This is a genomic window from Duganella sp. AC237 (assembly GCF_979254035.1).
In genome coordinates this window covers 6,087,080-6,110,407 of record NZ_CEEDEW010000003.1, presented here as the reverse complement: position 1 = coordinate 6,110,407, position 23,328 = coordinate 6,087,080, and the positions used below count along the sequence as shown (strand labels likewise).

At 49.9% G+C, this 23,328-nt stretch carries 23 protein-coding genes; 13 read left to right on the top strand and 10 right to left on the bottom strand.

Annotated elements, in window-relative coordinates; translation table 11 throughout:
• Positions 1 to 15 precede the first annotated feature (15 nt).
• The 5 genes from AC0IYS_RS27100 to AC0IYS_RS27080 all read left to right on the top strand — a co-directional run bounded on the left by AC0IYS_RS27100 (position 16) and on the right by AC0IYS_RS27080 (position 6,145).
• Entirely contained in the window at positions 16 to 987 is a 972-nt protein-coding gene (locus AC0IYS_RS27100) for a beta-ribofuranosylaminobenzene 5'-phosphate synthase family protein (RefSeq protein WP_471708076.1), read from the top strand.
• Entirely contained in the window at positions 980 to 2,635 is a 1,656-nt protein-coding gene (locus tag AC0IYS_RS27095) for a non-canonical purine NTP pyrophosphatase (RefSeq protein ID WP_471708075.1), read from the top strand. Before AC0IYS_RS27100 ends, AC0IYS_RS27095 begins: the two co-directional genes overlap by 8 nt.
• Before the next feature lie 117 nt (positions 2,636 to 2,752).
• Positions 2,753 to 4,090 (top strand): M48 family metalloprotease, encoded by a 1,338-nt coding sequence (locus AC0IYS_RS27090; protein WP_471708074.1) that lies wholly within the window; start codon positions 2,753 to 2,755, stop codon positions 4,088 to 4,090.
• A gap of 416 nt (positions 4,091 to 4,506) precedes the next feature.
• Positions 4,507 to 5,163: a TauD/TfdA family dioxygenase gene (locus AC0IYS_RS27085; protein ID WP_471708073.1), complete on the top strand. Its 657-nt coding sequence runs from the start codon at positions 4,507 to 4,509 to the stop codon at positions 5,161 to 5,163.
• A gap of 34 nt (positions 5,164 to 5,197) precedes the next feature.
• A complete protein-coding gene (locus AC0IYS_RS27080; protein ID WP_471708072.1) occupies positions 5,198 to 6,145 on the top strand; it encodes a hypothetical protein in 948 nt (315 codons plus the stop codon).
• A 264-nt stretch (positions 6,146 to 6,409) separates the two neighbouring features.
• On the opposite strand, the gene AC0IYS_RS27075 is transcribed toward AC0IYS_RS27080, so the two are convergent.
• Positions 6,410 to 6,652, bottom strand: a complete 243-nt coding sequence (locus AC0IYS_RS27075) for a helix-turn-helix domain-containing protein (protein WP_471708071.1) — start codon at positions 6,650 to 6,652, stop codon at positions 6,410 to 6,412.
• A gap of 161 nt (positions 6,653 to 6,813) precedes the next feature.
• Here AC0IYS_RS27075 and AC0IYS_RS27070 point away from each other — a divergent pair, with 161 nt between their 5' ends.
• Together AC0IYS_RS27070 and AC0IYS_RS27065 are read left to right on the top strand one after the other, a co-directional pair.
• Positions 6,814 to 7,284: a hypothetical protein gene (locus tag AC0IYS_RS27070; RefSeq protein ID WP_471708070.1), complete on the top strand. Its 471-nt coding sequence runs from the start codon at positions 6,814 to 6,816 to the stop codon at positions 7,282 to 7,284.
• 264 nt (positions 7,285 to 7,548) lie between these two features.
• On the top strand, positions 7,549 to 7,908 hold the full coding sequence (locus tag AC0IYS_RS27065) for a hypothetical protein (RefSeq protein WP_471708069.1): 360 nt from the start codon (positions 7,549 to 7,551) through the stop codon (positions 7,906 to 7,908).
• 104 nt (positions 7,909 to 8,012) lie between these two features.
• Here AC0IYS_RS27065 and AC0IYS_RS27060 read toward each other — a convergent pair whose 3' ends face one another.
• From AC0IYS_RS27060 to AC0IYS_RS27035, 6 genes are all read right to left on the bottom strand, one after another.
• Positions 8,013 to 8,879 carry a hypothetical protein gene (locus tag AC0IYS_RS27060; RefSeq protein ID WP_471708068.1) on the bottom strand — a complete coding sequence of 289 codons (867 nt, stop codon included), beginning with the start codon at positions 8,877 to 8,879 and terminating at the stop codon, positions 8,013 to 8,015.
• A 214-nt stretch (positions 8,880 to 9,093) separates the two neighbouring features.
• Positions 9,094 to 9,939 (bottom strand): hypothetical protein, encoded by an 846-nt coding sequence (locus AC0IYS_RS27055; protein ID WP_471708067.1) that lies wholly within the window; start codon positions 9,937 to 9,939, stop codon positions 9,094 to 9,096.
• Positions 9,940 to 10,504: 565 nt separating this feature from the next.
• Complete coding sequence (locus AC0IYS_RS27050; RefSeq protein WP_471708066.1) at positions 10,505 to 10,771, bottom strand: hypothetical protein; 267 nt, start codon at positions 10,769 to 10,771, stop codon at positions 10,505 to 10,507.
• A gap of 243 nt (positions 10,772 to 11,014) precedes the next feature.
• Complete coding sequence (locus AC0IYS_RS27045) at positions 11,015 to 11,425, bottom strand: helix-turn-helix domain-containing protein (protein ID WP_471708065.1); 411 nt, start codon at positions 11,423 to 11,425, stop codon at positions 11,015 to 11,017.
• 241 nt (positions 11,426 to 11,666) lie between these two features.
• Entirely contained in the window at positions 11,667 to 11,954 is a 288-nt protein-coding gene (locus AC0IYS_RS27040) for an H-NS histone family protein (protein ID WP_471708064.1), read from the bottom strand.
• A 200-nt stretch (positions 11,955 to 12,154) separates the two neighbouring features.
• Positions 12,155 to 15,106, bottom strand: a complete 2,952-nt coding sequence (locus AC0IYS_RS27035; RefSeq protein ID WP_471708063.1) for a UvrD-helicase domain-containing protein — start codon at positions 15,104 to 15,106, stop codon at positions 12,155 to 12,157.
• 527 nt (positions 15,107 to 15,633) lie between these two features.
• On the opposite strand from AC0IYS_RS27035, the gene AC0IYS_RS27030 reads away from it, so the two are divergent.
• On the top strand, positions 15,634 to 16,125 hold the full coding sequence (locus tag AC0IYS_RS27030; RefSeq protein WP_471708062.1) for an Hcp family type VI secretion system effector: 492 nt from the start codon (positions 15,634 to 15,636) through the stop codon (positions 16,123 to 16,125).
• 511 nt (positions 16,126 to 16,636) lie between these two features.
• Entirely contained in the window at positions 16,637 to 17,059 is a 423-nt protein-coding gene (locus AC0IYS_RS27025; protein WP_471708061.1) for a hypothetical protein, read from the top strand.
• Between the two features lie 660 nt (positions 17,060 to 17,719).
• Here the strand turns inward: AC0IYS_RS27025 and AC0IYS_RS27020 are convergent.
• A complete protein-coding gene (locus AC0IYS_RS27020) occupies positions 17,720 to 18,319 on the bottom strand; it encodes a hypothetical protein (RefSeq protein WP_471708060.1) in 600 nt (199 codons plus the stop codon).
• Between the two features lie 315 nt (positions 18,320 to 18,634).
• Here AC0IYS_RS27020 and AC0IYS_RS27015 point away from each other — a divergent pair, with 315 nt between their 5' ends.
• Positions 18,635 to 18,865, top strand: coding sequence for a hypothetical protein (locus AC0IYS_RS27015; RefSeq protein WP_471708059.1), 231 nt, complete (start codon positions 18,635 to 18,637; stop codon positions 18,863 to 18,865).
• Here the strand turns inward: AC0IYS_RS27015 and AC0IYS_RS27010 are convergent.
• Positions 18,862 to 19,086, bottom strand: coding sequence for a hypothetical protein (locus tag AC0IYS_RS27010; RefSeq protein WP_471708058.1), 225 nt, complete (start codon positions 19,084 to 19,086; stop codon positions 18,862 to 18,864). The two genes, AC0IYS_RS27015 and AC0IYS_RS27010, sit on opposite strands and share 4 nt — an antisense overlap.
• 134 nt (positions 19,087 to 19,220) lie before the next feature.
• A complete protein-coding gene (locus tag AC0IYS_RS27005) occupies positions 19,221 to 19,391 on the bottom strand; it encodes a hypothetical protein (protein ID WP_471708057.1) in 171 nt (56 codons plus the stop codon).
• Between the two features lie 376 nt (positions 19,392 to 19,767).
• On the opposite strand from AC0IYS_RS27005, the gene AC0IYS_RS27000 reads away from it, so the two are divergent.
• The 3 genes from AC0IYS_RS27000 (at position 19,768) to AC0IYS_RS26990 (ending at position 23,321) form a co-directional block, all read left to right on the top strand.
• Complete coding sequence (locus AC0IYS_RS27000) at positions 19,768 to 20,022, top strand: DUF2498 family protein (RefSeq protein ID WP_471708056.1); 255 nt, start codon at positions 19,768 to 19,770, stop codon at positions 20,020 to 20,022.
• A complete protein-coding gene (locus AC0IYS_RS26995; protein WP_471708055.1) occupies positions 20,019 to 20,525 on the top strand; it encodes a hypothetical protein in 507 nt (168 codons plus the stop codon). The genes AC0IYS_RS27000 and AC0IYS_RS26995 overlap by 4 nt, the downstream gene beginning before the upstream one ends.
• A 1,146-nt stretch (positions 20,526 to 21,671) precedes the next feature.
• Positions 21,672 to 23,321 (top strand): methyl-accepting chemotaxis protein, encoded by a 1,650-nt coding sequence (locus AC0IYS_RS26990; protein ID WP_471708054.1) that lies wholly within the window; start codon positions 21,672 to 21,674, stop codon positions 23,319 to 23,321.
• The last annotated feature ends 7 nt before the right edge of the window (positions 23,322 to 23,328 follow it).

Genomic DNA, 23,328 nt, shown 5'->3' with positions numbered 1-23,328 from the left:
CAAGCTGAGATATAAATGATAAGTATTGTGGTTCCGTCTAGAATACATATGAGCCTGATTGATCTTGGTGAAATTGGCTACCGCCGAAACGGCGGCGTAGGCTTTTGTATAGACGGGCCTGCGAGCAATTTTTCGTATGTGCTGAGCGAGCAGATCGACTTTTCCCTATTAAGTACGATGGGTTATCTAGCTTCGGAAATTGAGGCGATTGAATGTCGACTTTTACATTTGCAACGTTCGTTTAACTTGCATGGTATTCGGTTGGCGAAGGTATCTATGCCAGGACGGCATATGGGTTTCGGTACTGGAACGGCCGTCGGTCTTGCTGCAATTGAGGCGATGAGTTTACTGAACGGTCTAAACCTTTCTGACGAAGAGATTATGCGAAGGTCTGGGCGTGGCGGCGCTTCCGGTATTGGTTTGAATAGCTATTTTCATGGCGGGTTCATTTTCGATATAGGTAGGAAATTTGATTCTGCGCGGATTACTTCGTCAGAAGATGTCCAACTTCCCCGAGAACTTCCGGTTGCGCTTTCTCTCCAAAAAATGCCCAGTTGGGATGTGGGGATCCTCTACCTCAATGATGCTAAGCCTGTGAGTTTAGAGGCTGAACGACATCTATTTTCTACTACGATACCCATTAGTTCGCGGGACGTGCATGAGATTACTTACCACGCAGTATTTGGCGCATTGGCCGCCGTTGCGGTTGGTGATTTTAACTCCTTCTGTTCCTCCGTAAATGCACTTCAGCAGTGCGCTTGGAAGCAGGCAGAGATAAATCTACACGGTACATCGGTTTCTAACCCGATGGCGGTTTTAAAGGAACTCGGATGCGATGCTGTGGGTATGTCCAGCGTAGGTCCAGCTTTGTATTTTTTCGCTGCAGATTTCGATAACGTTTTTTCCCGAGTTTCGCATTTATTTTCGGACTCAATGTTGTTATCCTCCATGCCTAATAACCATGGCCGGGAGATCATATATGCTTGATCTTACTTTCTTTTCTACGAACGCGACGAAAATAGCCCACTTTAGATACCTCGGATCTAAAATTGGCCTAAAAATAAAAAGTTTCAGAGAAGTTAATTATTACGCTAGCTATGATGAGCCGAGAATAGACAATCGAAAAGACCTATTAACTCAAAGTTATATGAGTGCTTTGTCGCAGTGGAAAAAAAGGTTGCGGCGGTCAGATGATGGCGCTAGTACGTTTTTTTTTGAGGACACCTCGGTAAAGATAGCAGCCCTTAGCCACGATGTAGAAACTCCGGGCGTTAATGTCAAATTTTGGATGAAAGAAATGACATTTAATAAGCTTGACGAGATACTGAAGCGCCACGGCAATGATAGACGGGTCTCGGTAAGGAGCGATATCGTCATGCATCTTCCGCAAAAATGGAAGGGCCTCCTCGGTACACAACAGGACTTTCTTTGGTTTTGCGGAGAGACTCAAGGAGAGGTGACTAATGTCGAACGCCATATTGATTCGAACCTGTTGTTCACTTGGCTTGATGATCGGAGTTTTAATAGATGGTTCGTACCAGACGGCGAATCCCTTCCGCTCAGTGCTTTAAAGATTTCGGTGGCTGATAAGTATGATTTTCGACTTCGTGCCTTTCAGAAAATGGAAGCCGTTTTAAAAAAGCTAAGCTTTGTCAGGCCGACATTCCAAACTGCGATCCAGCAAATGGAGTTACCCGTAATTCCAGCGGCTCCGGCGGTTATAGTCATTTGCGGGCCGTCTTGCGCTGGCAAAACTACCACCGCCACTTGGATTAATGACGTTTATGGCATTCCTCATATCGAGGCAAGCGATTTTATGTATAAGGCTTTCTGGGAGAGGCATGGGTTGAGATCGAAGCATGCTATTGTCGATTTCGCTGTGGCGGCGCTAGAGAGTGAACCAAGTATCGTTGCTAGTCCAATCGCGAACTATATAGCAGAACGCGGTTTCAACTCCGTCGTGGTAACCGGGTTTCGGTCGTTAAATGAGGTTCATATCTTCCAGGCTGAGTTGCCGTTTAATATGAAAGTAGAATTAATCTATATTGATGCTGTAGCTGAAATTCGGCTTGAGCGGGCGATTAAAAGAAATAGGGACAAGGTTACACCTGAGAGATTTTTTGCGCGTGACGAAAAAGAAGTAAAGATGGGTCTGCTTGGCATTCGAGAAAATTCAGCGTCTTTGCATATTGAGAATAACTCGACTGTTAAAAAACTAGGCAGTACGATTGAAAAAAAACTAAAATCCACTTTTGACCTAGGATGTTTGTGGGCGTCGACGGAGAAATTTGATTCAAATCTGGAAGCTTTAATTATTATGGCGCTTTTTGAGAATACTGGCTCTTTAAATTGGATGAACACCTCCGAGGTAGCCGCAAGCCTAAACGAAATATTTGGCGAAAAGAAGAGCAAAACTAACGTAAGTCGATATTTTAACCAGGAATATCATCCATATTTCGAGGCTCGGTTACGAACCTACGAGGGCCGCTCTACTACAATGATCGAATATTCGCTATCTGCGACAGGCATCAGCAGAGCTAAAGGTCTAAAGAACAACTATGCAAAGTGGTTGAGTAGAAAATTGCCCGGCAAGTCAACGATTGTGCAACTTTCTCTGTTCGCAAATGATGATTGAATTGATTAGGCTATAAAAATGCCCAATGATTGTACATATAAAGTCCCTGCAATTTGCGCGTTGTATCTGACTTGGGATTATATGTTGTCTCTCACCTCTAAAATATAGGTTGTAAGAGTGAGTAATAAACTTGATTCGATATTTCGCGACCACTTTTGCATAAATCTGGAAGATACCAGCGTCCATTTTGAAATTATTTCAAGGAATGAGGACGAGGAAAAATTTCTTAGTATTCGTAAATTGTATCTGGACCAGCTAGCTACTCATCCACTTAGAGAGCAGGTGTCGAAAAAACTGTACATTGACGAGGAAGTGATAATCCATTTGCTTCTTATATTTCCGCGCTCTGATGTGGCCGAAATCAAACCTGACAGTTTTTTTTACTATCCAGTATGCACAATCGAAGAAATAAAACGGATTGAGAATCCGCAAGCTGGCGATGATTATCTGCTGCTTCTCAGAGCAAACCCAATAGCAGATAATCCTCGTATTGCTAGGATTTTTTTTGCTAGGATGGAAAATTTCGGCGATGATTGGTCACTTACACGCTATTACGAAGATTTAGATTTCGATTTTGGTAAGTATATAACCAAGTTGTCGGAAGAGAATGCGTTGAAATGCTCTAGTGTGCCCTCTGGATTCATTCTTGTTCGGGAACCGAATGGCGCATGTATTAAGAGTAAATTTGGAAAAGTTGTCGTCGTTTCCGAAGCTATGCGACATTTTTTATATTACATGAATGTTTTTGCACATCATAGAAATTTTTCCTTAGATTTTGATGATGCTGTCGCTTGCCTATTCATCGCTATCAGGACGATGCTTCAGACAGAAGCCCTTGACTTTGATATTGATCCGCGCGGTGATTTACCAAGAGATGCACACGACTACTGTCGAATTGTAGCGGATGATCAGTTGCAATTTATTATCGGCCACGAGTACGCTCACCTAATTCTTGGGCATCTTGATCCAAATTCTATGGTTTCTTCCGCTGCAGATATTTTGACGATGTCAGCGACGCGTGAATTTCCGAAATATTATACTCCGCGACAGCAACAGGAATTTGATGCCGATTACGGAAGTGTAATGCATGCTAACTACTCCGACGGTGAGCGAGTAAGAATAATTAACGCAGCGACTTTGTTTTTTCTGTACCTGGATCTGTATTACTCAGTTTCAGATTATATAAATCCATCGTTTGGAGGGCCGAAAACGCACCCGGATCCGATAGAACGAATATGGACCCTGCGGAAATCGGTTTGTGACAACCAAGAAGTCGAGTCGGGCGATCTATTTAGCAATGAGGATATCTTAGATTGGATAGAGTATTTCGGATCTATAAAGGCGAAGTTGACCAATGACATTCTCCCCTACCATATCGATGATTTAGAGCAGTATAGTTCTGTCTATCTACCAAGTCGCGGGAAGAATCCGAAGATTGACAGGTTTGATTTCTAAGTGTTTGACGCGTCGCTTTTTTTAAGGAAAATAACTTGTTGTAGAAGCATGTAACAAGAATCACTATCAGATGCTTCTTCGAAGCGTTTGTATTTGAATGTAGAGATTATTCGATAAAAATACGTTAGTCGCTGATCTCTCAGAGCAGGAATGCATATTTCACACCGACGCTGAGGGTTTGGCAGAAGTGCTGTGGGATCGGGGGCGGTCTTTGCAGGCTGGATTTGGCTTATATCAGGAGCTGAAGCCTGCTCTCACCAGCCGTCAAAAATCGCTATTAATCCGCGACCGCGACTGCTAGTACCCAAATATTATGTTTTACTTTAAGATAACTGCGCTTGGATAAGTTCCAGATGAATGGGAATTTGAAGATGAAGCTGTAGGCAAGAAGTTACGATTTTAACCGGGCCTTCGAAATGCAAGACGATCTTCAAAACTTCGGTGCTTTGCTTAGTGACCACGGCTATGTAACACTAGGTGCGGCACGTTCAAAACCTGTTTTAGAAGCTATGCAGGAAATTGCCCTACGTTTAGGGGGAAGAATATTGCCCGGACGTGGCAGAGCAATAGTGGAAAAATTGAAGGCATTGGAGCCGACGAAAGCTCCTCTTCGCTCTTTGAGTCGTCTGTCCGGAATGGGTGCTCAGCCTTGGCACGTCGATGGATCCCATCTTATTGTGCCGCCGAGATATCTTATCTTTGGCTGTGAGCTAGTGAGGGGCGTAGGTGCGCCTCCAACTCAATTATTGAGAATTAAGGACGTTAAATCCGCGCTTCAGGGGAGTCATTCTGAGACATTCATGATACGAAATGGTGGCTCAAGTTTTTATTCCACTATAGCAAGTACAGAGCGACCTTGGCTTCGTTTCGACCCAGGGTGCATGGTAGCGCGGACCGCGCAGGGACACGCGATGCTCGCCGCACTAGAGTCAATGCCGATTCAACCATGGCTTAATAAAGAATGGAGTGAAGGTGATATCCTCATAATTGACAACTGGACTGTACTTCATCGCAGGGCTGAGGCTTCTGGCTTGGGTCATCGCGCTCTCTTACGTATATCGTTAAAGGACTAGATTAATGCAGACTCTAAGACGTGGCGCGACTAGTATGATTCCGCCAGCACTCTCTGCTGATGCGCTATATGGTAAGGCGATGGTCTACGCTCGTAGAGCCTTGGAGGCGAAGAACGGGGGCGAAGAAGATGCGTATCAGCTGTGGGCGACGTTGTCCCTCGAATTGCTTGGAAAGTTTTTTCTAGCAAGGATTCACCCGAGCTTAGTTGTTGACCCAAAAAATCCGAATAGTATGCTTGAAGCATGCGGAATTTCTACCGCTACGGCTGTCCGAACAATTGACGCTAATGACGTTTTCCTACGGCTGAAGCATGTTGTTCCTGGCTTTAATTCGTTGGCCTATACCGCGTGTAAGGACTTGGCAGATCGCCGGAATGCAGAACTTCATTCTGGGCACGCCGCTTATATCGGTATCAGCTTAGAGGTTTGGGAAGGGAAGCTATGGCATGCGATGCGATTAATTTTACAGGCTGCTAATAAGGATCTCGATGACTTCATTGGCGGTGCGGCGGAAGAGAAGATGGAACTAATTGAGCATCTGTCTCATCTCACTAAACAGACTGCGTTGCAGAAGATTGTGCACGCAAGAGATCGGTTTAGCAGAGATGAAGATGGAAAAAATCGGACTTTGAGATCGATAGAGGACCAGATTTTAAAGTCGCACGACCGCTCCTGGTGGCATCTTTATCTTCAGACCAAGCAAATGTATAGCAAGTATTGGACACGCACATGCGTCGCCTGCAAATGCACAGCGCTGCTGGGTGGAGACAAGGACTATGAAGAGTTGACTGATGATCAGGGAGAAGTGTCTCCCGGATATGAAGAGGTCGAAACTACATATTCCCCGGTCGAGTTTATTTGTGATCAATGCCACTTACACCTTGTAGGTTCAGATGAGCTTTCCGCAGCTAATTTAAGCGACGAAATTGTGGAAGTGGAGGAGCGGGAGATTAGTTATGAGCCCGACTACGGGAACGACTAACCGTACTTGGCCTGTGTAGTCGGTAATGACCTGGTGCGTGGTAGTCGTTCGCAATGCGGTTGTAGCGGTCCCTACCGACTCTCAACGATCGTCTCAGAGGCTCAGCGGCGATCACGCGATGTTTTCTTGTAGCTCAGTCACGCCTACTTAGGGAAGTGGACCGGTCATAAGTCGTGGCGTTGCCTTCGCGGCGGTGTTCAAGCCCAGCCGTGAGTCACAGACTGATGGAATGGCAAACGTAGACCAACAAAGCAAAGTTACAGCCTAGACACCTGCTCGTCCAGATAGCTCCTCAAGAGTGAGACCGAGCGCGTTTGAAATTGCGATAAGAGTTGTTAGCGTAGGATTGTTGTCAGCACGCTCTACGGCGGAGAGATAGCTCAAATTCAGCCCAGCCGCCGCTGCCAACCCTTCTTGAGTCAACTCACGCTCTTTTCGCAGGGTCCTGATGGCGTCACCGACGGCTAGGAGGCTCGGTTGTTTCCGTTTTGTAGAAATGGTGGTCACCGATGAATGATCCGGGTATACTCAGTTCATATCCAACGGATATATCCATTATTTGGTGTGCCGGCAAAGAAGAGGACGCGCGAAGATCGCTTTAACTTAGCCGTTTGGTTGCCTTATGGCAATACCGCTGGCCACTCTTCTATAATTTCTATGGAGAAGCCATGTTTCAGACGGAGCCATCTTGGGAGATTCAAGAAGGTACAGAATTGCTTCGCGCGTTAGCTGGACAGCCAAATCTACGCCAGTACAAGATGTTCGAAGTAGCACTCAACATGCCCATTTATCGACTAGATGTGGTGTTGCCCGAGAAATTTTCGAAAGACCAGGTGCTGCGACGATTTCGTCTTCAAAGCTTGGATGATGCTTTGCAATTCATCAAGGATGCGAACCCTGTGGAGACGCGTCTTACGCAAGAGACAGCTTTCGAAGACGGTGAGGAAGATCGATTACGTCTCATCAGTTCGGTATCATGTGGTCTCGATGAGCATAGCCGCGAAGTCTTTCTTTGCGAGTCGCTGAACGGCTCCTTCAATGTGGGCTGGGACGGTTGTGAATATAACGGTACTGTCACTGATCAGTGTAAGATATGGCCCCGTGGCTCTAAGCCTGAGGGGATCGAGCCACTGAGCTGAGGTGGATGTTGGAATAGAAAGCCAGAGCAAACAAAACAATTCCGACGAGTTAATCTGGCCCAAGTTACGCTGCAGTTTGGGTTATTGACGTTGATTAGAATAGGGTTAAAACTGATGGAGTGGGCTTAATGTTTCGCCTAATTCCGTTCCACCGCGCCGCCCAGTTTTCGCGCAGTGTCGCGGGCATTGCTCGGCGCATTAGCTTAAGCCTGGCTCAGATATGGGTATCTTCTCGCGAGAACACATTGAATACTCAGAGGATGCATGAAAGCTAAAATTCATCTACTGTCCGACTTGCTGGTTGCGGAGTTGGATGATGGTCGTCGTCTTGAGCATCATGATGCTATCGCATTGGCGGAGATGTTATGGGTGCATAACGTTACAAGCGGAGAAATCACCGCAGTCGATTGGCACATTGACGCCATCCACGCCCCGCTGAGTGGCCAGAAGATAGCAATCCATTCTTTACTTCGAAGCCGAGAGAAACGGGTGATCCAATCTTTCCCGCCAAAGCGGCCGGATGAACTGAGGGAGGATCAGCTCACAAAGCTGTTCACCACTGTTCAAGAAAATGATCGCCTCTTGCGTGAGCTAAATGCGCATCGTTCTGACAAGAAGAGTTAGCTTCAGGCGAAGAACAATTTCCACACGTCTTAGACTGTCACGATTGACGCCCCCATCCGACATGGCGGTTCACTCCAAAATTAAATCAGCGCTTCCCTAGATTTTTATTTTTTTTTGGTCGTTTTTAGTGTAACTACAGCAACTGAGTTGGAATTAGCTTTTATTTCCTTTTTTTTGGCTGCTTTTTCTTCTTTGGAAATCTTCTTGCTCGCTCTCACTCCAGTTTTCTTCTCGGCTTCTGACGTAAATTTCTCGACGTAAGCCTCTATATCAAAATCCCCATTGTTTTCTCTCTTGATCCCTAACTTATCGGGAGACAATTCAGTATCTCCGCCAGTGCAGATCGCTAGTAGTTCCGCGACGAGGCCGCATTTTTTTGCCAACGATTTTTTGAGTAGCATGGTTGTTGAAGTATTGCCCATGGCATTTAGAGCATCTGCTGCGAGCGCAACATAGGCATCATGCTCCGTGTACATCAAAAGATAACCATTATCGGGACAAATTTTATTTATATTGATAAGTTGATCCTTTAAGTGGGGATCTTTGCAATATAAATGTTCGACGGCACCGACCGTCTTAATAGTAGCTATTTTTGCTTGAACGGGGATGCATTTTGAAATAAACGGCTCTCCTTTGCCGTGCGGAAAAACTTCATATGTGAATATAATATCGCAGCCCGTAGGTCCTTCTTGCTCACTGACAAAAGTATGAGCTTCTAATGAATAACTTTTCCAAAAATAGTTAGAAACTGCAAATTCGTCTCGGAGCAATTGTTGAAGCATTCGAACGCCACCATTAATGGATGTTTCTGCTCCCTTCAATCTTCCTTTTTCACATATTTTTGTAACTGCTCTCGAAAGATCTCTGCCTAAAATTTTAGCAATGGAAACTTTATTGGCGCTATACCAAATTTCGAGTTTATTCTTCTTAAAAAAATCAAAGTTAAGTTCTTCGGAAGGGTCAAATTGCATTATCGGCCGTCATGGTATATATAAAAATAGAAGATTTTGTATGCGCAAATTGTATCTTCTTTTGGCGTGGTTTGGCCAGCGGCGTCCGCACCGAAGCGGAAGTACGTTATAACCAACCGATTAACACTTTCTTGGCGGGCTCAGTTGCTGCCGGTAAGCGGTGGGAAATCTTCTAAGGTCCAGTATGGTTTGTACGCCTGACGAGCTATGGCAGCTAGTTGCTCGAATCAATGAAGCTTTCAAGGTCCGCCATGCTGAAGCTGCATTGTCGACCGATAAGAAACGTCCCGGCAAAACGGTCAAGCAGACCCTGATCAGGCCGTAAGCCATCCTTGAGTTTTTTTCTAATCAGCTTTAGATTATCGGACGTTTTCTCCATACCTTGGGAAAATATCTCTGTGATCAGCCGCTCCTTTCTTGCGGCCCCGCCTTTCCCTTTACACTGTTCCTTCAGGTAACGTGCTATAGCGATGAACAACATTTTTTCGCAATGGAAATATTTGAACTTTTTGGAAAGGTGCTGGGAATATGCCACATCAATGGAACCAAGTTCAAACAACTCTCGGTAAAAATTTGGAACATTATCTTCAAGAAAGCCGACGTTAACTTTTTCTTCGGGCGCAAGTAGCAAAAAGAAGGGAACTTCTGTTTCGAGCGAAATCGGCTTTATGGCTTGCAAGCCGAAGCAGGTCGCTCCGACAACCGCAAGGTTATTCTTTGTATTGATATTGATCGCTCGAAGCTTTTCAGCCAAGGTGTTCCAATCTGCGTAAGCCTCTTCGCCATCAATATAAATACCCGCTTCCTTGTCTCCATGCGTGTCAAAATGAACAATAGGTTTCATATTGTAATCCCTCGCATGTATAGAAATCTCATCGAGAAGATCCCATAGCTTTGCTACCCTTGAGACAGAAACGTGTTGAAAGCCAAAGCCCAATGCACTAGAGTGAGCTTCCATAGTTTCTAACATGCGATTGGTTGCAGGCATTTGTGCATTAGGAAGGCTGCTAATCCAAATTACAGAGTTGCAGGACAACCCGGTGTTCAATTGTATTGACATAGTCTTATTTCCGCTTTTTAGCAAGATAATTGAAAATGGGGTTTCATTTGGCCGCTAGCGGCAGAGCAAGAGATCCCGAAATAGAAGTGCTCGACCAATTTAGTCACTTGGTCACTGAACACTAAATTGCCCAAATGAATGCATCTGTGGCATTGAAGACAGTGAGCGAGGAGCTTACCAAGCACCCTAAGTATCTCGGAATCTAGTCATGTATGGTTCTACATTCTGATCTGAATTTTCCGCAGAATCAACCGCTGCAAAGAAAATGCAGGCACGGTGCATGACTGCAATCCCGGATCTCTCAAGAACGCTATAGATGACCTGATAGATTCGTTGGTAGTCAGGGAGCGGTAGCCGTAGTCGTCGATTCATATCTTTGTAGCCCCGTCTAGCTTTCGATGAACGTAAGAAAGGATTTCAAACACATCGATTGCATCCTGTTCCACGTCGGGTTGGTGTAATTCTTTGAAAAAAGCCCGACAAGGCGCTCGTCTCAGGTCACCATCGCTGGCTCAAGCAGTTTTGCAAGAGGCACTTGTTTATCACGATCTTCCCTTATCCTTTACTAGTTCGTCAGGCGCAACAAACTGCGCAGCGTACTGTCCGCCGACTCGCATTGTTTGACGAGGTCAGCTTTAAGTTTCTCCGCTTTCCGGCTATCCGCTTGTGCGCTATCCTCGCCGTGCGGGGTACTCTCGCCATAGTCCCCCATGGCCTTCATGTCGTTCGCGCACTTCGCGATCGCAAGAAGAGAGGCCGCTATTTCGGGACTGAAATAGAATTCGCTAAGGTTCGCGCGATCGAAGAAATGCCAGACCGTCTCGTCAGGCAAATGATGCCGCGAGTTCTAAGCATCAGGTGAAACTCTTGCAGTCCCTTGTAGATATTCAGTCTTTCGTTGTGCAAAGCAATTTTATTGGCATGCTCGGCGCTTCGCGCGGACCGCTCGGCACTGATAGCAGCACGATGGGCTGACCAGGTTTCTACCATCGAAATGGTTGCAGCTGCGATAGCGATGCCGTCTGAGATATCCATTTTTCCTTATAAACCGTTTATATAGTATTTTCCTTGGCGTTTAGATAAACACAGCAGCAGGAACCTGAAAGCGTCCGGCCAGTTCTTTAATTTGCCGAACGTTAAGTTCACGTTTTCCGCGCAAAATCTCTGATACCACTCCCTGGCTGCCGATTTCTGGAAGGTCAAACTGGGTGAGATGATGCTGCTGCATCAGAAACCACAAAGTCGCCGCAGGCGAAACTTCTTGAGCGGTGTTGTGCGAATCTTCGTAGTCACCAATCACGGCACCCAACGCGTTTGCCAGATCGGCGAGTGGTGAACCCTCGTTGGCAGCACCTGTATCCAGGAGCTGGTTCAAGACCGTAACGGCTTGTTCATAGTCTGCGTCCGTACGGATCGCACACAGGGGAACCAGAGCTGCTAGAGCCTGAAAGCCGGTGGTGATGTAGATAATCAGATGACGGTCCATAAGGCTTCCATTTGTGGTACTCCTTGCGCAATATGGCTGCCATTGAGAACATCACATGCAAGACATAAGCGTGGCGTGTGTGAGCCCCACATTCAATGCCTATCCACTATTCGTAAGAAACGCATCTCAGGCTAAGCTCGATTTTGTCATCGCGGTCGAGACGTCCCCGGAATTCGAGGGCACAACTCCATCCCAATTGCCGCCGGTCGGGAATGTTATGCAACACGTGAGGGCAAGGAATTTACTTGATCAGATAATCGTCTTTCTTTTTCCCATCGAGCCATTTAGGAGCACGACCACGCCCTGTCCACTCCTGGCCAGTCGCGGCATCCCGATATTTGGCTGCAACGGTTTTACGTGCCTTAGGTGCTTTCGTCGCGCCACCCAAATCAGCGATGGTCAAGCCGTAGGTCTGCATAATCTCACGAACTTGGTTCTTTGCAGCCGAAATTTCAGTTTCACGCACCTGCGCAGCTTGTTTTTCTAGTTCCGCGATCTGAGCCTTCAGCGATGCATAAGAATTCGTCATGGCGTTATCCTTTAATGGTTTTTCGAAAGCAAATTGTACCTCTAACTACGGCACATTTCTCTCTTGAGATGGCAGAAAGTGCTCGTTGACGAATTTTTGCTGGGAGGGTATCACTTGTACATTTTGGGCGCTTGACCGACTTGGAGCCTCAAGTACATCAAATTACCGCTAATTTGTAATCAGGGGCAATTCGAGGCACTCTATATTTTAGAAAAACTGAACTTGGTATCGATAGCCAAGCCAGGAAGGCTTGCCTTTCCTTCGCGGAATCCGCACGCCGAAGATCTGGAGCACGCTTTCGCGGCCCCAGTGCCTTGACGCTGCACCAATGATCCTCGCCCGCATCTCGGACACGCGACCCTAACTTCTTCCGATGGAATGCACTCAATAAATGAAAAGGTTTCACGCATCTCTTCTATTTGGAGCAAGAATTCGCTAGGACGCGCTCCAGCTCCCAAGACTGACACCGCATGTCGCGCTCTTGTCATCCCTACATACATCAATCGGCGATCCTCCTCTATCGTGCTTGCCAACGTCGGCAGTACCAAATCAATCAGCGGCTCTCGCGGACGCTCGTCTGGAAAGCCTCGAAATCCAGAATCCAGCCCAACCAGAATGACAAAGTCGGCCTCCAATCCTTTCGCTCCGTGGAGAGTGAAGAGTTCAAGTGAAAGTCGCCCAGAGTAGACGGTGCTCAGTTCTTTTAAATATTCCGTGTCCATCCCGTCAGGCACCGTCGAGTCCTTTTGAGTGCGTCGAAGAACCTGCACCGTGGGGCATGTCAAGCCCATGTCAGAAGCAATCGAGACAAAGCGGGTAAGTTCCTCTTCAAGGATCTGCCGCCTTCCTTCCGCAGTGTCTGTATGGTGGATGATACGCACGCAACTCTGTAACTCAGATGCTGGAGCGAGAATGGGCTTGTCAAGTTGCCCGGTGTTTCGCATGACGAGTTTTCGAGCCACGTCCGCTATATCCTGCGAGCAGCGGAAAGTTCGGGTCAGGAGAAGCCGGGCAGTATGCCGAGAAAAATATGTATCAGCACTGGTGAAGATGCTCACATCTGAACCAGAGAATCGGTTAATGGTTTGCCAATCGTCGCCTACGCAAAAGAGTATGGACGTCCCACAATTTTGTCCAAGGGTCGCCTTAATTAAGTTAGCCCTCAACCGGCTGATATCCTGGAATTCATCCACCAAAATAAATCTGTAGGGCGTCTTAACACGGCTGGTTTCGATTGCCTCGACAGCGTCACGCACCATGTCTGCGTAATCGATTTTGCCGGCACGCTTCAGCGCCTGTTGGTAGCCATCAAAGACTTTGAACGCAACATTTAAAAACAATGACGATCTATATGGGTTGGCGGATCTTGATGCCTCCGCACGAACGATTTCCTCACTCATCCCCGAGTCCTTGAAGCGCAAGACGAAGTCGATGATGAGCTGTTCGAGATCACTTGATTTCCTAAATTCTTCGAGCGCGAGGCTTTGTATGTTCGCATTCAGCGAACAAACTTTGATGCCTGCTTTCTCTAACGAGGTACGGAGGTGATCAAGAAGAGTACCGTCGCGCATCTGTGAGCTGCGCGTCTCGAAAAACATCACGCGTTCAGCCACATCGGATTTTTCGGCCATCCACGCCAAGTACATATCCCGCTTCTGCTGAGCGTGTCTTTCGTATCGTTCACCTCCCATCCATTCTGGCGCATGACCCGCCGCGTCCAGGGCGAAGTGTTCGTGCACAACTCGAACAGAACGCGTCGTTCCATCGGGCCGTGTTTCTTGATATGTGTACGTAAAATCAGGATTGTAAGGTTTCGCCTTTCCACTAACGTGAACCCCGAGACCTAGTCGTTTTGCTCCGCTCCAGTCTGGGCGTTCATATTCAAACTCAACTTCGTGGGTAATCAGCCAGTTCACGATAGCTCGCTCCTCTAGCGAGCGAACAAACACGTCTTTACGAAAGGTTGGAATTGTTGGTTCCCAAGGCTTTTTGCCTGCGTCGCGTCGTATGCGTAATTTGTCCCGGCAACACTCCTCGTAGCGCTTTGCACACGCGTCAAGATCTCCACTGATTCCTACAGGCTGTGGATCGTCGTACGGATAGATACTGAACCACAACGCCAGCGCGTATTGAAATTCACTTTCTTGGGAGAGTAGTTCAGTGATCACAGATTTGATGAAGCGGCCCTCTTCATCACCGTCCTCTTTCAAAACCTTGGGCTCGTAGCCTTCGCCGTAGCACTCCAGCAAAGTCGACAATCCAAAACCGTGAAATGTCTTTGACGTAACCTTGATTTTTCTCGCTAACGCATCGCCTAACTTCTTCTCCAGCCGCTTCTGCAAGCCCGTCGCCGCCTTCTTGTTGTACGCGAGCGCAAGAACTTCGTGGTCTTCGAAAAAGCCGGCTTTTAGCGCGAAACCAATTTTCGCAACGATGCACGAGCTTTTCCCGGATCCAGCGGCGGCTACCACTTGAGTGGCATCTTCGAAAGTCAGCGCTGCGGAAATTTGTTCGTCAGTTAGGGGACTACTTTCCACGCACTTAAAGAAGTCGGATTCCTTTACTCGCCAATAAGCTTCATAGCGTTTGTTATGCTCGTTCCGACGTGATTCATTACCTTCAATGAAGGGTGCCAACGAAAGCAATCGCAGCCGTGCGGCCTCTGCCTTAGCTCTGAAATTGGGACTGAGCATTGTGTGCGTGATGAGCGGTGCCAGTCGAGTTCCTTGGTCGAAAAAATCATCCCGCTGTTCACTGGAAAATCTTTCGGCAAGCGATTTTCTAACAAATTTTTGGCTGTCGTAGACAGCTTCTTTATTCCGTTCAATTTGATCGACGGCTAGTTCCAGCGCAGTCACCTTTGCTTCGAGCCTTGCCACTACAAGCTGACTGATCTTTTTCGCACTTAGCTGCGCATTGTTTTCCGCTAATAAAAAATCTTGGCTGCATGGTGCTCCTCGGCACGAGAACGAAACGCGAATCCGCGATCCGAAAAAAACGCGTAGCAGAATTGTCCGGCGAACCTCTACGGAAATCACGTCATCAAGCGTAATTTTTTCTGCTTCGATCTCCAGGTGAGATTCGGACAGGCGGACCTTTCGACGCCTCCGAAGATGAACAACGGCCAAGTAAAGAGGTTCTGTAAGTTGCACCGATCGTCCTAGATTGTTGCTCGCCTGATTTCCCCTTCGGCGCCTTTCCAGTAGGGATCTTTGACTTTAAAGCGAGGGTGTGAGTGCTTAAGCGGAAATCCCGAATCATGGCACATTTGGCTCTCACGGTGGGATCAAACTGTCGTTGGCCACTGAACGGCTTGATCCATCTCCAACATCAACACGGATATTTTGGACGCGGCTTGGCCAACTCTGATTAGTGCCGCGGTCGATCTCGCTGCCCATTTCGGCTTACGCGGCTTTGTTAGAGAGCGCTGCTAACCGGAGACAGCGTCAGGGAACTTGCGTGATTTGTCGATTCCAAGTCAGGGTCTGCCGCTCATTTCATCAATCAAGGACTGCCCGATACAGCCATGCCGTTCGGCCAGGGTTGCATCTCACGCCGGCTGTGATTTTACGCAATGCAGGATTAGACCGTTGAAAACCTGATGTGTACTTTTCGACATCACAATGAGCCACGGTCGCCGCCAACGGGGCGCGCGCCAAACTTTTAATCGGGAGCTGAAATGGCAATCGACGTATCCCTGCAAATCGACGGCGTCAAAGGAGAATCCGCCGATCAAGGTCACCATGGTTGGATCGAATGTGAATCGGTCAACTGGTCCATCTCGCAACCGAAGTCGGCCACAGCGTCGACGTCTGGCGGACATACCGCCGAGCGTGCCGAGCTTTCGGATGTCACGTTTCACAAGATGTGCCACTTGGCATCGCCCATCCTCGCGCAGACGTGCGCGGGCGGCAAGACGATCCCTAGGGCCAAGTTCGAATTCTGGCGCGCCGACGGCCAGGGCGAGCGCGTCAAATACTACGAGATTGAACTGGAGAACGTGCTTATCGCCCATGTTGCGCCGGGTGTTGGGGCAGGCAGCATCATGAACGAGAACGTCGGCCTCAAATTCGCACAGGTGAAATGGCGCTACACCCAGCAAAAAATCAGCGGCGGTGCCGGCGGGAATACGGCTGGCGGCTGGAACCTGTCGACCAATCGCTATGCGTAACGTCCTCATCTTTGTCAGCCTCATGTGCATGGCCATAGCTGGCCAAGCACAGCGACCGGCTATCGCGTGGATGACGGGCGAGCAGCTACTCAGGCTGTTGACGCCGGTTGGGCCCTCTATCGCCTCTAGTAGCCAGCAAAGCATGGCAGATGTACTGTTGGCTGGAAGCGCAAAGTGGTGGCTGGTTGACTTGACACGCCACTGGACGACACCGTCAGCCGCGCGCTGCCTTCTGATGGCGCGCCGCCAGCATAACCATCTTTCTGCACCGCCCCATCACGAGTACAGCCAGTCGATATCTGGAGACTTCTGAAGGCCCGTTCCAGCACGCCTAATTCCCGCTAACGCATCTCCAGCAATCGATGGGCCGTCGCGTATCCCAGCACTGTCCACACGCTGTGTCTTCTCTATACTTGGCACCCGTCTCTAACCATGGCACCAAAATCTGTTTGACGCCTGGCGCATTCTGCGTCATCGTCAACACCAATCAAATTTATTTCGGAGCCGAAAGATGTGGACCGACGAAGAGTACTTGGCGGGGCGAGGGAGAACGATCGCGAAAATGATGGACATGTGCGAATGGGTTTCAGCAGAGGAACTCGTGCTACGTGTCGATCACCCTTATGCACGAGAACTTGTGATCAAGTGGGAAGACGAGGGACACATCTTTAGCATCCCAAGCCCACGCGGAGCGCTGTATCCTCGGTTTGAATTTGATTCGAAAATGAGACCATTGCCCGTCATCAAAGACATCTTGGGCCTATTGTCGGAGGACGACGCATTCGCGATCAGCAGTTGGTTCGTTTTTAAAAATGACTGGATATCCGGTTTGGTTGACGGCAGAGAGGGACCCATCGCTCCAATGCATGTTCTTGAAGATCGCGATGCTGTCTTGACGGCTGCACGCAACTCCACAGGAACCTACTACGCGTAGCAAATCGACGGCCCACTATAGGCTTGCACATGACTCGCAAACGAATTCCTCGAAGCTTTACAGGAAAACGTCAAAGCATCATCGTCGCAACGGGGAATTCGGATTGCTAAAGATTGAGGGGAGGATAGGAGAAGATGAAAATTCGAACTCGTAAGAAGCGACTTATGCAAAAACGCCGATCTCAAGTCCGAGACACGCTTCGCGGTCTCGCGGAGGCAAAAGCTGGCCGATTGTCTCCCTATATTTTCAACAGCGAAGATCGCTCTTGGCTGAATATGCGCCCAGTTGGAAGAGAGTTTGGAGCCTCTCGCTTAACATGATATGTACTAGTTAGGCTCTGGCACGAGCGACACACCGCTACCACGCCACTGTCCACCGTAAGGAGAAGGAAACCGACCAGTTGGGCGAGTTCCTGGTGGTGGCCTCCGATGATGGTCAAGCGAAGGCGAAGGTAAAGCGATATCTCCAGGCGCGGGGGCATGCCGGACGCGGCGGGCACCCAGGTATATACAGTAGACGTTGGCAACGCCCGGATGGCTGAACTTGACACGATCTATTGATGACAAACGCATCGACAAAGGTTGCGGCCGGCGCTTTGGGCCGCTGCGCCAAGTGCGGCTAGTGAGCGGCACACGGTGTCATTGAGCCCTCGCGTAGTGCTTACCGGACGTCAGATACTAGAAACTCCAGCACCCTAAGAATGCAAATCGTGTTAGCTAGGATTTTTTCGACCCCGCGCGCGGTCTCACAAGCGATCGATACATTTTGATCGTGTTGATTTCGCAGAGAAGTGACGCCATTGTGGATCGCGGCAAACCCTTTTTGACCAAGATTAGCTTCGAGTAATGACAGTCGCGCGAAAATATTCCTGAACTTAGTGTCGAGAGTAATGAGCGTGTTAGCGTCGCACACCGCTTGCGGCAAGTAGCTAACACTAGTCTTCCCAAGGAGGTTAGATAATGTTGCAGAATTTTGCGATATTGCACGCGTCACCGTTCGCCCAAGAGCCACCAACTCGACAAACTTGGGTAACGCCGATGGCGGGACACACGGATTATCCTTGTCAATATTGTCGAGGGCAGGCGCGGCTGCAAGCGCAAAACTTTCCGACATCGCATGGCTTTCTCTACCTAAGGTTGCCACATTACTTAGCCACATGCTGCTGGCGTGAACCAATGTCGTAGCGCGTGTGGTGAGCTCACACGCGTCTTCAACTGTTCGCGTATTGATGTCAGCTTCAGGTCGCGGGGGTAGTTGCATTGGTAGAGGCTATCCAAGAATGGGGAGGGTAAACATTGGCACGTGGAATCACCACACCCGAACGTTACTGCAATAACGGGCCAGCTGCCAGCAATTGGAGGGGGAACGTAATCGTCGACGCCTTTCGCCAGGATTGATGTGCGCCGAGAGTACGGCGGCAGCTTGTTGCAAAGCCACGGGCCGCCGCCGCCTCTTTGCGGTCAGACGTATTGACGGCGTCTTCGAACCGTTTTCTCGCCTCGCCCCTAACTCTGATCAATTCGTCCAAGCTGACAAGGGTGTCGTTTGCTGGCACCTCAAGCTGCACGCTAATGAGTGATTTCATTTCGTGGCGGCATCGATCATGAATTTGCACTATCGCACATAGGAAACGATCGCATCATAGGGCATGCGTGCGCTGATGAAGTCCTGTTGCATGGCGCCGACTATGGCGTTAACCTGGTCAACCAGTTGCTGCCGGTGCGTGATAGCGACGTCGTCATCGAGGGGCTGGCCATCGATGGAGAAATACATAGTCAAGTGAGCCTTCGTTGCGGGGCCGGTTAAAACGGGTTGGGATCGAGTGGCGGGTATTGCGGTGGACCCAGATTGCCGCGCCAGCCAAGGTGATAGTGCAACGAGGTGCTTTCCATATACTGACTGCTCGACAGGCCAAGGATCACCCAGCCCAAGGCGAGACGGCGGTTCACTTCGCCAGTGGAGGTGGTTTCGACAACTTGCACGATATCTTGAAACGCTTCGCGCGCCGCCGAGGATTGCTTTTCCATATGGCCTCCTGGTGTATTGGTGGTATAGCACTATACCGCCACCGCCAAGGCCGGCGCGCACGGAGCCACTATCGCTGCACCGCTTCGCCTATCGGAATGGAACTCACGCGCGAGTCAGGAGGGAACGACATCGTTCATGGCTCCACCTCGACGGGCAAAGCCGGATAGCACACGATGGCGAAACTGGACGCCGAAAACTTAACGAGATCGACGGCATCGATAAAATCGGCGGCCTTCACATAGATTGCCACGCATGGCATCGTCAAGGCCTTGTCCGCGAACAGTTCACAGCGCCAGACCCGCATAGCCTTCTCCCATGTCGTAATGGAAATAATTATAGATGAGCTGTGCAATTTGCACATCCTGTCGGAATGAATGGCGCGGACCGCGTGGAACAGCGTTATGTCTAATCGAGCACCACACTACGCTCGCCATCGTTCGACACTTTGCTATAAAGTGTCTGACACTTTTAACTTTTACGGATCGCTTAATTATGGAAAGTGTCAGTATCGACACGGCCTTCGCCAAGGTCGAAACCGCGCTCGAGGAGATCCGGGGCTTCGGGCTGCGCAACGCCGAAATCAATTTTTACGAAGTGGCAACGCGACCAGGCCACCCTCACTTAAGATCAACGCGCCACACGCGCCCGACTCGCCGGCCGAGAGCTGCCAAGGAATCAGAATGACTAAGAAATTGCTCCCGCTTCAAGACCTGCTTGACCTCGCTAACGAACAAATCCGCACTCGACCTGGATTTATTGACGGCATGAACATTTCTTCTGCTGAGATGAAAGGTTCAATTTTGTTCATGCGTGGGGAGTGCTTCCTCGATCAATCCGGAGGCGCAACGGCTCAAACCGCGCCTGCCATAAATTTCTACAATGAGTTCACACACGAATTTGCTGGGAACTATTCTCTGATCAACGACCAAAAATGACCGTGCTCAAAGACCATGACGACGATGGCGATAACACCGCTCTGACCGCCGATGACCGCGCCCACATCGCGGCCAAAATCACCCTGCGCGACGCCGAGCTGATGCAATGCCGGGAAACCCCTCTGTTTCGCGACATACGGCAACGGACCACCCAGCTGGCCGCCGAACTGAAGGCCGGCCGCCGCCTCCCCCTTCGGAACGACGACAGCATCTGGTACGACTTCCAGATCGTGCCGCACGAGGCCGATCTCGGCGGCGGCTGGCGTTTATATCTGCTTGAGAATGGCGTGGAAGTGGGCGGAGGCGTGTTCCCCGTTAAACAGGACGAGGCAACCGGCGCCGCCTGGTGGAAATCGCTCGGGGATGACGAAACGGCGCTGTGGCTGGCCCGTGCCACCGGGCCCACGGCCGTCGGCGCCTACCTGGCTTATATAACTGACCAGGCGTGGCACGACGCGGCGCACGAGGCCGGCGATTGGCTCGACAGCCGTCCGGCAGACTAGGGCTCTTAAGTTAGCAACTTCCCGCTCAAAAAGCGGCTAGTCACCAAACGTCGCCGACCGTCCCAAAGCCGCGCTTCGCGGTTCCCAGTTCCCAGTTTGCCCTAGTTAGCCCTTCAACCCGATAGATCGCCAGTTGGACCTGGCCGTCCGTGAATGTCACGGCCACCTCGCCACCAGCGCCTAGCTGGGGTGCTTTTCGTCACCGGGGAGGCAGCGGTGGGCAGCTTTAGAAGTGTAGGAGGCGTTCCTCGCAGGCGTTTTGCATGCTCTATTCTGTCGGGCTGGCTGTGATCGTCTGGACTTTTACGGGGCGGACTTTTGGGAAACGCAATGGACAATAACAGCGAGCTGCTGGCACAGATCGGCGCCACCAAGGCGAAGCGCGCGAAGCTGACGCTCGGCTGGCGCGGCGCGACCACCAGGCTGCCGGACGTCAGGTTTGTCGAGGAGCAGCCGGCGCCGGCGCTGCGCATGGATCCGTGGACGAAGCCTGATCCGGTCGACCTGCCTGGAGCTGTAGAAGAACTGGATGGCCGGCGACAGCGATCGCGACTTGGGCGCCAAGACGATGCGCGGCCTGAGCGGGAGGGCGATGGGCGCGGCTCGACCCGCGCGAGGCGCAACAGGCCAACGACATCCGGATCTCGCAGGCCACGAACACAGCGATCAATAGCATGGCGCGCCTGCACGTGTGGGCGATCTACCGCGCTTGCAGCTTGACCACCGTATGGCGCTTCCTGAATGCGTCGCTGGTCGACGTGGCCGCTCAGACGCGCGGCGAATTAGCAACGAAGCTGTGGAAAAACATTTGCACTTCCGTACTATTTTGAATCGAGGAAGGAAGGTTTGAGGTCAGCGGTGGGGGCTTCCGGAAGCGGAGGCCATGCGGCGCGGATGAAGTCTACCATTTTGGAAAGGATGTGTTTCCATTGAGAAATTAGCGTAGAATGTCACACATTAGAGCTGAACTGCCAAATCCCGCACTACATGCTCACCCTAATTTCGATGGCAAGTCTTGCCTGACCACAGTCGCCGCTCCGCGACACCTCGTTTATTTCGGCCTATCCCCGCCGCTGCAATGCTTTAACCGAATACGTCTCAGAGCGATCGGTCCTTAAAGAATCTTCCTTTGACAGGAGCAGCTTAATGAAACTCGAAAATTTAAACATCGGCACTCGGCTCATTATGGGCTTTGCCGTTGTGCTGTGCATGCTTGTAGGCGTGGCGGTACTTGGGCTAACCCGAATGGCGGCGATCAACGACGCTATGACGGAGATTACGAAGGCGAACGACGTCGAAGCTAATCTAGCGTCGGATATGAAGTTGAGTCTTGATGATCGCATGATCGCACTGCGCAATATTGTCTTGCTGGAGAATCCGGCGCAGATGCAACCGGAGGTTGACCGTGTCTCCGAGCAACTTAAGCTCTATAACGCAGCTGAGGAAAAGCTTCTTGCAACGTTTAAGATATACGGAGTTCAGGAGGACGAGGCGAAATTCCTAACAGAGATTCGCGAGCGCAGTATGGCGGCGCAACCGCTGATTCAAAAAATTCAGGAGCTAGGGCTCGCGAACCAGAACGCCGATGCGGTGAAATTGTTGATGGGAGATTTGCGCTCGATTCAAAAAGCTTGGAGCAAGAGTATTGAAAGCCTCATAAAAGCCGAGCGAAAGCAAAACGAAGAATTGACATTGGAGGCCGACTCCAATTATCTGTTTGCCAGAAATATTGTGATCGGCCTTTCGATAGCCGCCGTTCTGCTGGGCACGGTCCTCGCCATGCTGATTACCCGCAGCATCACAGTTCCTATCATTCGTGCTGTGGAAATTGCTCAGACGGTAGCTGCCGGCGACCTCACCAGTCAGATTAAAGTGAGTGGTACGGACGAAACTAGCATGCTGTTAAAAGCTCTGAAGGACATGAACGAGAGCCTTCAGAAGATCGTCAGCCAGGTGCGTTCTGGTACTGAAACCATGACTACAGCGTCGCAGGAAATCGCTGCTGGCAATCTAGATCTATCATCACGGACGGAAGAGCAGGCCAGTTCGCTAGAAGAGACCGCTTCTTCGATGGAAGAAATGACAAGTACGGTGAAGCAAAACGCCGATAACGCTCGTCAGGCCGACGTGCTGGCTACTGCTGCATCTGCAGTCGCAACGCGCGGCGGCGCAGTGATCGCCGATGTGGTCAGCACCATGGGAGCGATCAACGAGTCGTCAAAGAAAATCGTTGAAATCATCAGCGTAATCGACGGCATAGCGTTCCAGACGAACATCTTGGCTCTGAACGCGGCCGTCGAAGCCGCGCGCGCAGGTGAGCAAGGGCGTGGTTTCGCGGTTGTTGCTACCGAGGTGCGCAACCTTGCGCAGCGCAGCGCAGCGGCGGCTAAGGAGATAAAAACGCTGATCAGCGATTCAGTATCAAAAGTGGACTCGGGATCGAAGCTAGTTGATCAGGCTGGCTCTACGATGAACGAGGTGGTCGATAGTGTACGGCGTGTGAGCGATATCATCACGGAAATTACAGCGGCCAGTCGGGAGCAAAGTCTGGGAATCGAGCAGATTAATCAAGCCATTATGCAAATGGACGGGGTAACCCAACAAAATGCGGCTTTAGTCGAGGAGTCAGCTGCTGCAGCAGAATCCTTGCAAGGCCAGGCTGTGGAACTTGCAGGGGTCGTTGGAAAATTCGTGTTGGGCGGTGAGCATGTGCAAAATGGTAACGCGCGGTCCGCCGTAAAGAGGTCGCGTCAGCTGACAATGGTTGCAAGTGAGCCTGTAAGAATTTCTGTGTGAACCGGGG